The following is a 14523-nucleotide window of genomic DNA, read 5'->3' on the forward strand; positions in this document are numbered from 1 at the left end:
CCCCCGCGGCTGCTGCTGTGCGGCGCCGGAGCCCGCCGCGGTGGCGGGGTCAGCGGCATTCCGGGACGCAATGCGGCGGCGGCCGTACTGGGCTGGTGAGGCACTCCGAGCCCGCCGACCCGCCCGGCCCGTCGGCGCGGGCGGGTACTCTCTACCCCGATGTCTACTGAAGAATTGCTGCCGATCACGACCCGCACGCTGGTCGGATGGTCGCGCACCACCCCCATCGAAGGGCATGTCCTCTCGACGCCGTATCCCGAGGTCATCGCCGAGGCAGTGGCCCGGGTCGCCGACGACAACGCCGACAAACCCGACTACCTCAAGCGTGGCGTGATCGCCCGCGGGCTCGGCCGCTCCTACAACGAGTCGGGCCAGAACTCCGGCGGCCTGACCATCGACATGACGCCGCTGACGCGCATCCACTCCCTCGACGAGGAGACCGGGATCGTCGACGTCGACGCGGGATTGTCGATCGATCACCTGATGAAGGTGGTCGTGCCACGTGGCTTCTGGGTGCCGGTGATGCCGGGGACCCGACAGGTGACCATCGGTGGGGCCATCGCGCATGACATCCACGGCAAGAACCATCACAGCATGGGCAGTTTCGGTGATCACCTCACCGAGATGCAGTTGCTCGTCGCCGACGGTCGGATTCTGACGCTCACCCCCGACGGTTCGTCCGACGATCCCGATGGCAGCATCTTCTGGGCGACGATTGCAGGGATCGGCCTGACCGGCATCGTGCTGCGCGCCAAGATCGCGCTCAAGCGCACCGAGACCGCGTACTTCTACGCCGACACCTTCACCACCAACAGCCTCGACGAGACGATCGACCTGCATCTCGGGCAGCGCTACGAGGACGGTTTCGAGTACGCGTCGGGCTGGTTCGACACCATCAGCGGACCGCCGAAGCTCGGCCGCGGCAGCTTCAGCCGCGGTAACCTCGCCACCCTCGATCAGCTTCCGGACAAACTCAAGCGCGACCCGCTGAAATTCGACCCGAAGCCGCTGATCACCCTGCCGAACATCTTCCCGCGCTACCTCGACAACAAGCTCGACTTCTCGCTGGTGGGAGAGTTCTACTACCGGCTCGGCTCCAACAAACGCAACATCATCGAGAGCCTGCCGCAGTTCTATCACCCGCTGGATCTGATCGCGGAGTGGAACAACGCCTATGGCCGCGGCGGCGGCTACCCGCGTGGCGGTGGCTTCACCCAATACCAGTTCATCGTGCCGACGGGCAACGAGGCCGAGTTCAAGAAGATCATCACCGACATCCAGGCGTCGGGGCACGTCAGCTTCCTCAACGTGATCAAGCTGTTCGGCGACGGCAACCGCGCGCCGTTGAGCTTCCCGTTCCGGGGCTGGAACGTCTGCCTCGACTTCCCGCTGCGCAAGGGGCTCGCCGAGTTCCTCAACGACCTCGACCGCCGCGTGATGGAGATGGGCGGACGCCTCTACACCGCCAAGGATTCGCGGACCTCTGCCGAGAGCTTCCACAAGATGTATCCCGAGATCGATTCGTGGATCGCGACCCGGCGGGCGATCGACCCGAACGGTGTGTTCATGTCCGACATGGCGCGCCGCCTCGAACTCGCCTGATCCCACTCCCCCACAACAGCTTTCCGTAGCTGTCGACACCAGAGAGATTCGTTCATGTTCAACGCCGTTGGCGCCCCGCAATCCATCCTCGTCCTCGGTGGCAGTTCCGAGATCGGACTGGCGATCGCGGGTGAATTCCTCAAGCGCGGCCCGGCACGCGTCGTCTTGGCCGTGGTGCCCGGTGACCCGGCCGCCGACGCCGCCGTCACCACCGTGAAGTCGGCCGGCGCCACCGAGGTCGAGGTGATCGACTTCGACGCTCTGAAGCCCGAGACCCACCCCGAGGTCATCGACAAGGCCTTCGCCGGCGGCGACATCGACCTGGCGATCGTGGCGGCGGGCGTGCAGTTCGACGACGAGGCCGTCTGGCAGGATCACAAGAAGGCCGTCACCGAGGTGACGATCAACTACACCGCCGCCGTCAGCGTCGGCGTCCTACTCGGCGAGAAGTTCAAGCAACAGGGCCACGGCCAGATCGTCGCCATGAGTTCGGTTGCCGGCGAACGGGTTCGGCGCTCCAACTTCCTCTACGGCTCGTCCAAGGCCGGACTCGACGGGTTCTACCTCGGTCTCGGTGAGGCGCTCGCCCCGTCCGGTGCCCACGTGCTGGTGGTTCGGCCCGGCCAGGTCCGCACGCGGCTGTCGGCGAATGTTGCCGAGGCTCCGCTCACGGTCAACAAGGAGGACGTCGCACGCGCCGTCGTCGCCGGCGTCGACGCCCACAAGGAGATCATCTGGGTGCCAGGGCCGTTCCGGTTCATCATGATGGGGCTGCGCCACGTGCCGCGGAAGGTGTTCCGCAAGCTGCCGGTGTAGTTCACGGGTCGGCTCGTCGGGTCGCGGTGGCCCGCATCAAGTACCAGCCTGCCACCGCGGCGCACCCCGACACCACCAGCAAGGCGCCGAAGGCGACCTGAAATGCGTTCTGCGGGTCGGCTACTCGCGTCGCGATGAGCACGGCGAAGATCGCGCCGCCGAACGAACCACCCACCCGTTGCAGCACGTTGACCTGCGTGACCCCGTCGGGAAGCTGATCGGTGCGCACCGCCTTGTACGCGGCCACGCCGGCCGGCATCGCGGTGAGCGAGACGGCCGCACCGAACACCACGAGCAGGGGCTGCACGACGACCAGCGGCGCGGTCGTCGGCAACACCGTCAACGCGCCACTGCCGACCATCGCAAGGAATCCGCCTGCCAGCGCGACCGGCCCGGGACCGTATCGATCGATCCAGCGACCGGTGAACGGCGCGCACACCGCGGTCGCCAGTGCGGCGCCGAGCAGGTTGAGTCCCGTGGCCAGCGCATCGAGGTCTCGGGCCAATTGGAAGTACAGCGTGAACACCAGTCCGCTGCCGAAGACCAGGGCGCCGGAGAACAATGCGGCGACGCTGCCCACCCGGAAGCCCCGCACGCCGTAGAGCGACAGATCCATCAACGGATTCTCGGCGCGGCGACTGACAACGACGAAGGCCACCAGGATCACCACCCCGGCGGCGAGCGCGGCACCGACGGTCGGCGTCAGCTTCCCGGCGTCGCCCCACTGCGTCATCCCGAACATCACCAAGGGCAGACCCGCCGTCGCGAGAATCACCCCGGACCGGTGCAGGCGAACCGCCGGTGTGGCCACTCCATGGGGAATCATCCTGCGCCCCAACACAACCCCGACCACGCCGATCGGGAGGTTGATCACGAACAACCAATGCCACGACAATCCCGTCAGGATCAGCCCACCCACGAACGGGCCGAGGGCCGGTGCGGCACCCACCACGATCCCCAGGGCACCCATCACGCGGCCGAGCCGCTCGGGCCCGACCGCTTGACCGAGGATCGTCTGACCCGCGGGAATCAACACCCCACCGGCGAGCCCCTGCAGCACTCTCGCGGCGATGAGCAGGCCGATGCCGGGCGCCAGGGCGCACAGCGCCGATGCCACCGTGAAGGCGGCCAGCGCGTTCAACCAGATCACGCCGGTGCCGTGGCGACGGGCCAGCCAGCCGGCCACCGGCAACGAGAGTGCCAGTGCCAGAAGGTAAGCGGTCGCGACCCACTGCGTCTGCGACAGCGGCGCACCGAGATCGGCACCGATGTCGGCCAGGCCGACGTTGACCACCGACACATCGAGGCCGGTGGCGAACGCACCGAGCACGATCACCCCGCACAGGCGCCTCGTTCGTCGGTCGAGCCGGGAGTCGGAAAGCATTGCCGCACCGTCTGACCCGCGTCTCATGCCAGCGCCGGCGCACGCAGCGGGCGCAGGGCCAGCGACCACTGGAGGAGTTCGTCGAGCATGCGCTCGAAGAGGCGGACGTGCCGCTCGCCGGGCTGCACCGTTCCGGGCTCGGAGATGTCGTCGAAGGCGAAGTCGGTGAACAGATCGAGGGCGACCTGGCTGCGCACACACGCCACCTTCACCTCGGCCAGGGTCAGCCGCAGATGTTCGACCGCCCGGACCCCGCCGTTGAGCCCGAAGCTCACGAAACCTGCAGCCTTGTCGTGCCATTCGGCGTACAGATAGTCGATCGCATTCTTCAGCGCCGGGGTCAGCGAGTGGTTGTACTCGGGGGTGACGATGATGAACCCGTCCGCCGCGGCGATCGCGTCGGCCCACCGTCGGGTGTGGTCGTGCCGATAGTCACCGATCGCTGCGGGTTGCGGCTCGTCGAGGAGGGGCAGGTCGAACTCGGCGATGTCGATGATCGACACCTCGGCACGACCGGTCAGCGCCTCGCGAGCGAGATACGCCGCCCATTCGGCGACCAGATACGACCGTCGTCCCGGGCGCGTGCTCCCGACGAGAACTGCCAGGCGTAGCGGTTCCGAGTCCGACTGCTGTGTGGAGAGTGGTGATGTCATGACCCCAAAGTACAACGATCATTGCACTTAGTGCAATGTTGATTGCACTTTCGATCGGTGGGACCATGTTGCGATGCGAGCAGACAAGCAGCGGGCGCTTCTCGACGGGGCGCTACGCGTCTTCGCCCGTGATGGTTACAGCCGCGCGAGCATCACCGACCTCGCAGCCGAGTCCGGGGTCTCGACGAGGACCATCTACAACCAGTACGGCGACAAGGAATCACTGTTCAAAGCGGTGATCCTGGACAGCGCCACACGGGTTGCCGAACTGCAGATCGCCACGGCCGACCGCCTCCTGGGCCGGATCGTCGAGCCGGAAGCAGATCTGATCGCCTTCGGTCGCCAATGGTCGACGACGGATCCTGCGGTGGAGACCCATTTCGCGATGGTCCGCCAGATCAACGCCGACGCCGCGCACATCGCGCCGGAGACGTTGCGTGCCTGGCGCGACGCCGGGCCGATGCGGGTCCGACATGCGATCGCCGAGCACCTCCGTCGTCACGCCGATGCCGGCATGTTCGCCATCGACGACGCCGACATCGCCGCGCTGCAGCTGATCATGCTCACCGCGGGGAGCGTGCAGGAACTCCCGGCAGTCCGCGGTCCGGGCGACCCGGACACCGTCATCCGTGCCGGGGTCCGCACGTTCCTCGCGGCCTACGCCGCTCGGCCGCCGGGTGAGACACAGACCTAGCAGACAGACATCTGCGCGATCAGGCGCCGCAGCCGGGTGATCCGTGACCTGAGCGGCACCACGTCAACTCCGAGCCGGTTTCACCGAGACCCGCCGTGACCAGGATCTCCGTGCCCGCGGAATCGACTGTCGGCGTTGCGGTGAACGTCTGGCCGGTGGCCATACCGCCGACGCCGGCGCCCGACCTCTCGATCAACCCGGTGAACGTCGCGGTGATCACGCCCCGGTCGATGGTCCAGGTGAATCCCCATTTCTCGCCGTCGACGGCGTTGGCACCCAAGAACACCGACCCGGTGGTGTGGTCGCCGTTGAACGTCAACGAACTCTCGTGACGCTGCCAGGCTCCGAGGTAGGCCGACGCACCGATGCCGTGACCCGGCGGAAGGGGGGTGGTGGTCGGCGGTCGGGTGCCGACGGGAGACGCCGGCGCGTCCCCGGTGGTGGTGTCGACCGGACCGGTGGCGATGGTGCTGGTCGCGACGGTACCGGTCACCGGTGCCGACGCACGCGTGGTCTGTGTCGCGGTCACGGTGACCACACTCGACGCCGACGACCCGGTGCCGGTGTCGGCACACCCGGTCACCAGCGGTAAGGCCGCCACGGCGGCCACGACTCCTACCCACACCCAACGGTGGCGCATGACGAACCCCTGTTCCTTGGCCGAGCAAAGTTGCGGACAAGGATGTGATCGCCGTCATGACCAGGCCGGTTACCGTGGTCGGCCGGTTGACCGACCACGCGGGACCCGGCGGCGTGGACCCTCAGGGCGCGCGCCGCTCCCACGCCTGATGGAGCAGGTCGTCGACGAGCGCGTCGTCGGCGACGTCGAGATCGACCTCGAGAGCGGAAAGCTTTTTACCCCAATAGAACTCGCGACAGGAGTCGGGATGACTCACCGCCTCCGAACGGATGCCGTGCTCATCGAGCATGACGCGCAACCGATTCGACGTCGGCAGGGGGGCGATGATCCTGCCGCCGAACCGGAACGACGGGAAGCCGTGGTGGTCACGCTCGACCACATCGGGGAGGGCGAGCGCGAGGTCGCGGACAACGCTCTCGGCGGTCACGGGCCCTCCAGCGGGGTGTGGAAGTACCAGAGGTGCCCCTCGAGGTCTCGCACGCCGTATTCGCGCACGCCATAGGGCTGGTCGGTCGGTTCCGCGACGATCGTCGCGCCGTATTCGCGGGCCCGCTCGTGGTGCGCGTCGACGTCGTCGACGGCGATGACGACCATGCTGCTGACCGCACCGAGCTCGCGCGGGGATCGGTAGCCCTCACCACTGGGGTGTAACCACAACGCCTGGTCTCCGGCGTAGACCTCGGCGTGTACCGCCGTCCCGTCCGGGGAGCGTTCGATCGGCCCCCCGGTCAGTCCGAACGTCTCGATCAGAAAGGCGTGTGCCGCAGGCAGGTCGTCGTAGACGAGCAGCGTGGTGGTGCCGCGAACCGGTGAATCGAGCATGGTCATCTCCTCCATGATGGTGAACAGGTCGTCGGACGACGCCTGTCCGGAGCTGTCGATCACGCGCGTGATCGCCCGCAGGTGTGTGCTGAGCCGTGCGGTGGCCGCAAGGGCACGCTCTGTCTCCGCGGCGTGGCGCGACACCATCTCCGCCATGTCCCACTCGGGATCGTCGAGCAGGGCCCGGATGTCGGCGAGCCCGAACCGCAGCCGCCGCAGCGCCAGGATTCGGTACAACCGTGCGACGTTGTCGGGGTCGTAAAGCCGGTGCCCGCGCGAGGTCCGCCCGGAGGGTTGCAGCAATCCGGACTGGTCGTAATGCCGCAACGTCCGCACCGTGACGCCGGTCAGCTCGGCGAGTTCACCGACCCGCCAACCGTGCTCACTTGCGCCGGGGGGCGTCGAACCGGTGGTGCTCGTGCGGGTGGTCGCCATGGATACGAAGACTAGAAGCTGACGCCGCGTCCGATGCAAGCCTCGACAGTGAGCATTTACCGACGCCGTCGGCGTCCGGGTACCGGCGCTACTGCTAGAACTGGTGGCGTGACGTCAACGCAGAGCCCGGCCACCGACGCCCCCCGACCGCCCGCGGCCGCGGCCCGTCGCCACGCGAATCCGCACGTCATCACCGTGATCGAACTGGTCGTGGCCGTCGTGATCGGCGGAGTCGTCGCAATGGTCGGACTCAAGGTGATCGACGCCGTCCAGTGGCCCGCGTTCAATTCGTCGAACGTCACGCGCGCGTTGACCACCGTCGGTCAGGTGATCGCGGTGCTGCTGCTCGTGGGCGCGGCGATCCTGTATCGCTACGGCCGCTCGCGATGGCTGACCACGCTGGTGTCCACGGTCGGCGTCGCCGGGCTGGTCACCGCCACCCTCGGCATGCCGCTCGGCGCGACCCGGCTCTACCTGTTCGGCCTCTCGGTCGATCAGCAGTTCCGCACCGAGTACCTGACCCGCATGACCTCGAGCCCGCATCTGGCGGACATGACCTACGTCGACCTGCCGCCGTACTACCCGGCCGGCTGGTTCTGGTGGGGTGGGCGATTCGCCAACGCGATGGGCCAGCCCGGATGGGAGGCCTACAAGCCGTGGGCGATCCTGACGATCGCGGTGGCCGCCGCGATCGGCGTGGTGCTGTGGAACCGGATGCTCGGCGCCGACCGGGGCGTGGCGGTCGCATTGGCGGTCACGGTGACCACCCTGATGCAGGCCTCCCCCGAACCGTATGCGGCGGTGCTGATCCTGATCGGCATCCCACTGCTGATCCCGATGATGTACGGGTTGCGCGGACGCGGGCGTCTCGCCGACGGCCCATCAGGGCGGCTGCGTTCGGGGACCAGTTGGTGGGCGGTCGTCGCGGGCGGGGCGTTCCTCGGACTGTGCGCCGCTTCCTACACGCTCTATGCCGGACTGTTCGCCGGGGTTGCGGTCCTCATGGCGCTGGTGGTGATCGTCGTCGGTTGGCGTGGGGTGGCGAACAAGGCCGTTGCCGCACAGGCGGTTTCCGCGGCCAGGCGGAGCCTGGTCATCGCGGTGGCGGTGCGGCTGATCGTCATGGCGGTGATCTCGGGTCTGATCGCGCTGCTGGTGTGGACGCCGTATCTGCTGGCGCGGCTGCGCAACGAACCGTCGAGCGGGGGCACCGCCGAGCACTATCTTCCCGGTCGCGGGTCGGTGCTGCCGCTGCCGATGTTCGAGTTGAGTCTGACCGGCGCGATCACGATGATCGGACTGCTGTGGATTCTGCTGCGGTTCCGGCAGCGGACGGTGGCACTGACTTTCGGGATCACCGTCGTCGGCATCTACCTGTTCTGCCTGTTGTCGATGCTGCGCACCGCCACCGGCTCCACCCTGCTCTCCTTCCGCCTCGAGCCGATCCTGATCGCGGTGCTCGCCGCCGCTGGCGTGCTGGGCGTCGTCGATCTCTCGCGCTGGGCGGTCGGGCGCTTCGGCGACATCCGGGTCGTCATCGGTGTGGTGGCGGCGATCGCGGCCGCGGCCATGGCGCAAGGGATTCCGGACTATCTCTCCAACGAGATCAACACCGCCTACACCGACACCGACGGCTTCGGGCAGCGCGCCGACCAGCGTCCGTCAGGCGCCGAATCGTTCTTCCCGCAGATCGATCGGCTCATCACCGAGCAGACCGGGCGACCGGCCACCGACAACGTGGTGCTCACCGCCGACTACGGCTTCCTCTCGGTCTACCCGTACTGGGGATTCCAAGGGCTGACCTCGCATTACGCCAATCCGCTCGCCGAGTTCGACAAGCGCGCCGCGACCATCGAGAAGTGGACGCAGGCAACGACTCCCGACGAGATGATCGACCAGCTCGAGCATTCGCCATGGCGGGCGCCCAACGTCTTCCTGTTCCGCTATTCCGCGGGCGGATACACGCTGCGGCTGGCGCAGGACGTCTACCCCAACGACCCGAACGTCAAGCGCTACACGGTCACCTTCGACCCCAAGGCCTTCGCCGACCCACGGTTCGAGGTCACCGAGGTCGGGCCCTTCGTGCTGGTCGTGCGGAGGTGAGGCCATGATCATGCCGGCCGAGAAGATGGTGATCAGCCGGGTCGACGGCGCGTCGTCGACCGCTTGGTTCGTCGGCACGGCAGCCGTCAACTGGGTTGTTCTGCAGGATGATTCCGGAGTGACCCTGATCGATGGCGGGTATCCGCGTCAGGCGGCCCTGGTCGAGGAGTCGATCACGAAGGTCGGTGCGAGCCCGTCCGACATCCGGGGTGCACTGCTCACCCATGCCCACGTCGATCACATCGGCGGGCTGGTGAGTCTGGCCGCGCGTCATGGCTTTCCGGTTTTCGCCGACCCGGACGAGGTGGGCCACGCCCGCCGCGACTACTTGCAGCAGGCGTCGCCGGCCGCCATCGCATCGGTCGCCCATCGGCCGCGCGTCTGGCGCTGGCTGGCCGAGGTCGTGCCGCTGGGTGTGTTGAGCCGCAAGGGCATCGGGACGACACAGCCCTTTGCTCACACCTCGGATCTGCCGCGTCCGCTCGATCTGCCGGGCGCGCCGGTGCCGGTGGCGTCGCACGGGCACACCGACGGTCACAGCGCCTACCTCGTCGCCGACGGGGCGGTACTGGTGTCCGGGGATGCACTGGTCAGTGATCACCCGATCTCGGGAGTCTCTGGCTGCCAGTGCATCCCCGACGTTTTCCAGCACGACGTGGCCGCCGCCCGGCGCAGCGTCGAGGCGTTCACGACACTCGATGCGACGGTGCTGTTCCCCGGCCATGGGCCGCGTGTCGACGGCTCGGTGGCCGAGATGGCACGAGAGGCGTTGTCGCGCCAGAGGTTGTCGCGCTAGGGATTGTCGGAGCCACCTTCGGCGAGCTCCTTGATCGTCGTCAGGCGGCGCTCCCATCCGCGGGCGATCACCTCGAGGCTGCGAGCCACCTCGGAGAGCCGTGCGCCGACGGCCTCGTAGCGCACCTCGCGGCCCACCTTGACCGGCTCGACGAGCCCCGCGTCGGTGAGCACCTTGAGGTGTTTGGCGATGCCCTGCCGCGAGATCGGGAGTTGGGTGGCCAGCGCCGACGCCGACGCCGGGCGCCGGCCGAGTTCGACGAGCACCTGCCAGCGGGTGTCGTCGGCGAGCGCCGCGAACACCTCGACCGGCGCCGGGCGGGTGGAACTCTGGTCAGGCACGCGAATGTTCCTCGGTGAGAGCGGCTCTGGCCAACTCGAGTTCGAATCGCCAACCCTCGGTGTGATCCTCCAGCCGCGACCGGCGATTGACATCGGACTCGTCGAGCGAGGCGAACCCACTCTCGGCAACCTTCACCTCGACACCGGAATCGGTGGGAGTGAGCCAGAATTCGACGAGCGTGAAGGTGCTCGACGGATCGTCGGCGTCGATGAGCCAGCGGAATGCGGCGTAGCGGGGCTCGTCGAGTTCGACGATCCGCATCGAGAAACTGCCCTGCACCGGGTCGACGACGGTGGTGATGCCGTCGCGGGTCTCGATCCGATGCTCGGTGAGGGTCTTGTCGTTGATGTACCAGCCGGGTTCGCTGACGAGATCCCAGACCCGTTGCACGGGCGCGTCGATGAGGACCTGGTGCTCGATGCGGTCGAGGTCGGTGGTGGTCATGAGAGGGCCTTTCGCCGGAGGATTATGTGCAACTCGATAGTTGCACCAATGATCCGGACGCGCAACCCCTGGGTTGCAGTCAGGGTCGGTCGGCGTCGACGATCTCGGCCAGCCGTCGGATGGCGAACTCGTAGCCGCGGATGCCGTAGCCGACGATGATCCCCGCCGCGAGCGGCGAGACGTAGGAGTGATGTCGGAAGGCCTCCCGCTTGTGCACGTTGCTGATGTGCACCTCCATGATCGGCACCTCGGGGATCACCAGCGCATCGGCCAGCGCCACCGACGTGTGGGTCCAGCCGGCCGGATTGATCACGATGCCCGACACCTGACCGCGCGCCTCGTGAATCCAGTCGATCATCTCGCCCTCATGGTTGGTCTGCGCGGCCCGTAACCCGAATCCCACGTCGGCGGCCGTGCGCTCGGCGAGGGCGACGACGTCGGCGAGGGTGTCGGCGCCGTAGATGTCCGGTTGCCGCAAACCGAGGGTGTTGAGGTTGGGCCCGTTGAGCAGCAGGATCGGCAGTCGTTGCGCGTCAGAGGCGGAATCGGTCGACATGAGCGTCAGCCTAGTGCGGTCTCGGCGCGCACAGGCCACCCACTACCATCACTCTTTGTGCCAGCAGCGTTGACGGTCGGGCGAGCGAAGCTCGTAGCAATCATCACGGGCCTGCTCGGCCTCTTTCTCGCGCTCGCGACGCCGTTCATGCCGGTCAACCAGACCACCGCGCAGATCACCTGGCCGCAGGACGGTCAGATCAATTCGGTTACCGCACCCCTGATCAGCTACGTCCCGATCGACCTCGACGTCAGCGTGCCGTGTTCGGCGGTCGGCGAACTGCGCGGCGGGCAGTCGGTGCTGTTGTCGACGACGCCCAAGGGGGCCGAGAAGTCACCCGAGCGTGGCCTGTTCATCCGGAAGACCGGCGCCGCGACCGATCCGGCCGACAAGCAGACCGTCGAGGTCGTCAATCGCAACGTGCCGCTGGTGTCGGCAACCGTCGCGCAGATCAATACACAGAGCTGCCGCGACATCGTCGTGCACGCCGACTCCGACGAGGTGACCGCCGAATTCGTCGGGATGACCAACGACAAGGGCGAGTCACTGTCGGGCACGACCAGCGACCGCGACCTCTACACCTCCGATCAGCGCCCGCAGGTCACCGGCCTGTTCACCGATCTGACCGGGCCGGCCGCGTCGCTGCCCGGCCTGCACGCCCACGTCACCATCGACTCCCGCTACACCTCCACACCGACGATCCTCAAGTGGTTGGTCCTGATCGTCGGCATCGTGTGCACCCTGCTGTCGTTGATGGCTCTGGCCGCGCTGGATTCGACCGACGAGCGCAAGCACCGTCGGATCTTCCCGGCGCGCTGGTGGCGTCTCAATGTTCGCGACTACGTGGTGTTGATCGCGCTGCTGGTGTGGCACTTCATCGGGCCCAACACCTCCGACGACGGCTATCTGATGACGATGGCCCGCGTTGCGCAGAACAGTGAGTACACCGCCAACTACTTCCGCTGGTACGGCGCTCCCGAGGCGCCCTTCGGCTGGTACTACGAGGCCTTCGGACTGCTCAGCCACGTGTCGGTGGCCAGTCCGTGGATGCGGCTACCCGCCCTGCTGTGCGGCGTGGTGTCGTGGCTGATCATCAGCCACGAGGTGCTGCCGCGGTTGGGCCGGGCGGCCATCACCCGGCCTGGCGTCGCGTGGACCGCGGCCTTCGTGTTCCTTGCGTCGTGGTTCCCGTTCAACAACGGTCTTCGTCCCGAGCCCATCATCTGTCTCGGCGCGCTGCTCACCTGGTGCTCGGTCGAGCGGTCGATCGCGACGGGCCGGCTGCTGCCCGCGGCGCTGGCGTGTTTGTTCGGCGCATTCAGCCTTGCCGCCGGACCGACCGGATTGCTGGCCGTCGCCGCGTTGATCGCCGGCGCCAGACCGATGATCCTTGCGCTCATCAAGCGGGCCCGCGTGATCGGCAACGGGTGGCGATCGTTCCTCGCGTTGCTCGCCCCGATACTCGCGGCGGGAACCTTCGTCATCTTCGTGGTCTTCTCGAATCTGACGCTGCGTTCCTTCCTGGATTCGTCGAAGATGAAGTCGGCGCTCGGGCCGTCGCTGCACTGGTACAACGAGATCGACCGCTACTCTTCACTGTTCGCGTTCTCCGCGGACGGCTCCATCGCCCGACGCTTCGCCGTGCTGGCGATGATCCTCGGGATGGTCGTCTCGGCGGCGGTGCTGATCCGCAAGTCCCGCATCCCCGGCACCGCGATCGGTCCGACCCGACGAATCGTCGGAATCACGTTTGCGTCGTTGGTCTTCCTGATGTTCACGCCCACCAAGTGGACCCACCACTTCGGCGTGTTCGCCGGTCTCGCAGCGGCATTGGCCGCCATCGCCGCGATCGCCGCCAGCCAGAGCGCGATGCATTCGCGCCGCAACCGCACGCTGTACGCGGCGCTCGTGTTCTTCATCGTCGGACTCGCGTTCGCCAGCCCCAACTCGTACTACTACTCCTCGGCATGGGGAATGCCGTGGGGCGTCGATCAGCCGACCATCGTCGTGCGTCTGGGCACGTTGTTCCTGGCGATCGCACTGCTGTTGTTGTTGCTGGCGTTGTGGTTCCACTTCCGTGAACCGTTCACCGGCACCGATCCCGACGCCGAACCGGACGACCAGTGGAAGTCCGAGAAGCATCCCTGGTATCGGCGCACTTGGCACTCCCTCGCCGGGGCCCCGCTGGCCTGGGTGGCCGCACTGGTGGTGGTCTTCGAGCTCGTCACCGCCGCGTTCGCCGGTATCCACCAAAGTGATTCGTACTCGGTACCCCGCTCCAACCTCGAAGCGCTCGCGGGCAAGCAGTGCGGCATGGCCGACAAGATCTGGGTGGAGGAGAACCCCAGCAACTACGAATTGTCGCCGGTCGACAAGACACTCACCGATCCGCTCGCCGGCCCCGCGACCCAGCCGGCGTCGTCGACGGAGCCGGCGACGAGCGGCTTCGGCCCCGACGCCGTGCCCGAGGAACTCGATACCAAAACCCCTGCGGGCGCACTCGGAGTGCTCGCCGGAGACGCCGCGGCCGACCCCGATGTGTTGATCGCCAACGCCGGTGGCACCGGTGGTGGTGAGGAGACCACGCCGGGTGTCAACGGCAGCCACGCCGCCCTACCCTTCGAACTCGATCCGTCGAAAACCCCGGTGTTGGGGAGCTATTCGAAGGATGACCAGACACCTGCGCACCTGACCTCGGGCTGGTACACGCTGCCGACGGACTATCGGGATCACCCGCTGGTGACCTTCTCCATCGCCGGGCAGTTCGACAATCCGCAGGATCTGGTACTGGAGTACACCACCGGCAAGATCGGGTCGACCACCCGCGATGCCGACCTGTCGGCGACCGGATCGGTGAACATGATCGACCCCGGACCCATGCCCTCGTGGCGCAACGTGCGGGTACCCACCGCGGATCTGCCCGACAACATCACCGCGGTCCGCATCGTCGCCACCGACGACAACCTCGCCTCGGATCGCTACATCATCGTCACGCCGCCGCGCCTGCCGCAGATGCGGACCCTGCAGGACGTCGTCGGGTCCACCGCCCCGGTGCACGTCGACTGGACCTCAGGGTTGGTGTTCCCGTGCCAGCGGCCGTTCACCCACCACGACGGTGTCGCCGAACTACCGCAGTGGCGCATCGAGCCCGGCGCGGATCTGTCCGCGGCGGTCTCTGCATGGCAGGACGCCTTCGGCGGCGGCCCGATCGGCTGGGAGCAGGTACTGCTCGAACC

Annotated in this window: 14 protein-coding genes; 6 read left to right on the forward strand and 8 right to left on the reverse strand. The window is 67.4% G+C overall.

The window, feature by feature from the left end:
* The first annotated feature begins 159 nt into the window (after nucleotides 1-159).
* Complete coding sequence (locus B1964_RS22170) at nucleotides 160-1602, forward strand: FAD-binding oxidoreductase (protein ID WP_014358514.1); 1443 nt, start codon at nucleotides 160-162, stop codon at nucleotides 1600-1602.
* Between the two features lie 54 nt (nucleotides 1603-1656).
* Nucleotides 1657-2418 (forward strand): decaprenylphospho-beta-D-erythro-pentofuranosid-2-ulose 2-reductase, encoded by a 762-nt coding sequence (locus tag B1964_RS22175; RefSeq protein WP_020172658.1) that lies wholly within the window; start codon nucleotides 1657-1659, stop codon nucleotides 2416-2418.
* Between the two features lies 1 nt (nucleotide 2419).
* Here the strand turns inward: B1964_RS22175 and B1964_RS22180 are convergent, their stop codons facing one another.
* The gene (locus B1964_RS22180; protein WP_253194120.1) at nucleotides 2420-3802 is read right to left on the reverse strand and encodes a DHA2 family efflux MFS transporter permease subunit; all 1383 of its coding nucleotides are present in this window, start codon (nucleotides 3800-3802) and stop codon (nucleotides 2420-2422) included.
* Nucleotides 3803-3825: 23 nt separating this feature from the next.
* Nucleotides 3826-4455, reverse strand: a complete 630-nt coding sequence (locus B1964_RS22185) for an NAD(P)H-dependent oxidoreductase (protein WP_079931303.1) — start codon at nucleotides 4453-4455, stop codon at nucleotides 3826-3828.
* A gap of 73 nt (nucleotides 4456-4528) precedes the next feature.
* Between B1964_RS22185 and B1964_RS22190 the strand changes: the two genes are divergently transcribed.
* The gene (locus B1964_RS22190; protein ID WP_079931304.1) at nucleotides 4529-5149 is read left to right on the forward strand and encodes a TetR/AcrR family transcriptional regulator; all 621 of its coding nucleotides are present in this window, start codon (nucleotides 4529-4531) and stop codon (nucleotides 5147-5149) included.
* A gap of 19 nt (nucleotides 5150-5168) precedes the next feature.
* Here B1964_RS22190 and B1964_RS22195 read toward each other — a convergent pair whose 3' ends face one another.
* From B1964_RS22195 to B1964_RS22205, 3 genes are all read right to left on the reverse strand, one after another.
* Complete coding sequence (locus B1964_RS22195; protein WP_079931305.1) at nucleotides 5169-5759, reverse strand: hypothetical protein; 591 nt, start codon at nucleotides 5757-5759, stop codon at nucleotides 5169-5171.
* 151 nt (nucleotides 5760-5910) lie between these two features.
* Nucleotides 5911-6216, reverse strand: coding sequence for a hypothetical protein (locus B1964_RS22200; RefSeq protein WP_079931306.1), 306 nt, complete (start codon nucleotides 6214-6216; stop codon nucleotides 5911-5913).
* The gene (locus B1964_RS22205) at nucleotides 6213-7046 is read right to left on the reverse strand and encodes a MerR family transcriptional regulator (RefSeq protein WP_079931307.1); all 834 of its coding nucleotides are present in this window, start codon (nucleotides 7044-7046) and stop codon (nucleotides 6213-6215) included. The genes B1964_RS22200 and B1964_RS22205 overlap by 4 nt, the downstream gene beginning before the upstream one ends.
* A 108-nt stretch (nucleotides 7047-7154) precedes the next feature.
* Here B1964_RS22205 and B1964_RS22210 point away from each other — a divergent pair, with 108 nt between their 5' ends.
* Nucleotides 7155-9149, forward strand: a complete 1995-nt coding sequence (locus B1964_RS22210) for a galactan 5-O-arabinofuranosyltransferase (protein ID WP_079931308.1) — start codon at nucleotides 7155-7157, stop codon at nucleotides 9147-9149.
* A 4-nt stretch (nucleotides 9150-9153) separates the two neighbouring features.
* Entirely contained in the window at nucleotides 9154-9945 is a 792-nt protein-coding gene (locus B1964_RS22215) for an MBL fold metallo-hydrolase (RefSeq protein ID WP_079931309.1), read from the forward strand.
* Here B1964_RS22215 and B1964_RS22220 read toward each other — a convergent pair.
* The 3 genes from B1964_RS22220 to aroQ all read right to left on the reverse strand — a co-directional run bounded on the left by B1964_RS22220 (nucleotide 9942) and on the right by aroQ (nucleotide 11287).
* The gene (locus B1964_RS22220) at nucleotides 9942-10286 is read right to left on the reverse strand and encodes a metalloregulator ArsR/SmtB family transcription factor (RefSeq protein ID WP_253194121.1); all 345 of its coding nucleotides are present in this window, start codon (nucleotides 10284-10286) and stop codon (nucleotides 9942-9944) included. The genes B1964_RS22215 and B1964_RS22220 overlap by 4 nt on opposite strands.
* Nucleotides 10279-10731 (reverse strand): SRPBCC domain-containing protein, encoded by a 453-nt coding sequence (locus tag B1964_RS22225; protein WP_079931310.1) that lies wholly within the window; start codon nucleotides 10729-10731, stop codon nucleotides 10279-10281. Before B1964_RS22225 ends, B1964_RS22220 begins: the two co-directional genes overlap by 8 nt.
* A gap of 79 nt (nucleotides 10732-10810) precedes the next feature.
* The gene (aroQ, locus tag B1964_RS22230; RefSeq protein WP_079931311.1) at nucleotides 10811-11287 is read right to left on the reverse strand and encodes a type II 3-dehydroquinate dehydratase; all 477 of its coding nucleotides are present in this window, start codon (nucleotides 11285-11287) and stop codon (nucleotides 10811-10813) included.
* A gap of 57 nt (nucleotides 11288-11344) precedes the next feature.
* Here aroQ and B1964_RS22235 point away from each other — a divergent pair.
* The coding region (locus B1964_RS22235) for an arabinosyltransferase domain-containing protein (protein ID WP_079931312.1) at nucleotides 11345-14523 on the forward strand (3179 nt) is incomplete at its 3' end.

Origin of the sequence: Gordonia sp. i37 (assembly GCF_002043085.1) — a bacterium.
GTDB classification, from domain to species: Bacteria; Actinomycetota; Actinomycetes; order Mycobacteriales; family Mycobacteriaceae; genus Gordonia; species Gordonia polyisoprenivorans.

Coding starts and splice junctions, on each gene's coding strand:
- B1964_RS22205 (WP_079931307.1), bottom strand. CDS start 7,046: ATGGCGACCACCCGCACGAGCACCACCGGTTCGACGCCCCCCGGCGCA.
- B1964_RS22215 (WP_079931309.1), top strand. CDS start 9,154: ATGATCATGCCGGCCGAGAAGATGGTGATCAGCCGGGTCGACGGCGCG.
- B1964_RS22175 (WP_020172658.1), top strand. CDS start 1,657: ATGTTCAACGCCGTTGGCGCCCCGCAATCCATCCTCGTCCTCGGTGGC.
- B1964_RS22225 (WP_079931310.1), bottom strand. CDS start 10,731: ATGACCACCACCGACCTCGACCGCATCGAGCACCAGGTCCTCATCGAC.
- B1964_RS22190 (WP_079931304.1), top strand. CDS start 4,529: ATGCGAGCAGACAAGCAGCGGGCGCTTCTCGACGGGGCGCTACGCGTC.
- B1964_RS22180 (WP_253194120.1), bottom strand. CDS start 3,802: ATGCTTTCCGACTCCCGGCTCGACCGACGAACGAGGCGCCTGTGCGGG.
- B1964_RS22185 (WP_079931303.1), bottom strand. CDS start 4,455: ATGACATCACCACTCTCCACACAGCAGTCGGACTCGGAACCGCTACGC.
- B1964_RS22170 (WP_014358514.1), top strand. CDS start 160: ATGTCTACTGAAGAATTGCTGCCGATCACGACCCGCACGCTGGTCGGA.
- aroQ (WP_079931311.1), bottom strand. CDS start 11,287: ATGTCGACCGATTCCGCCTCTGACGCGCAACGACTGCCGATCCTGCTG.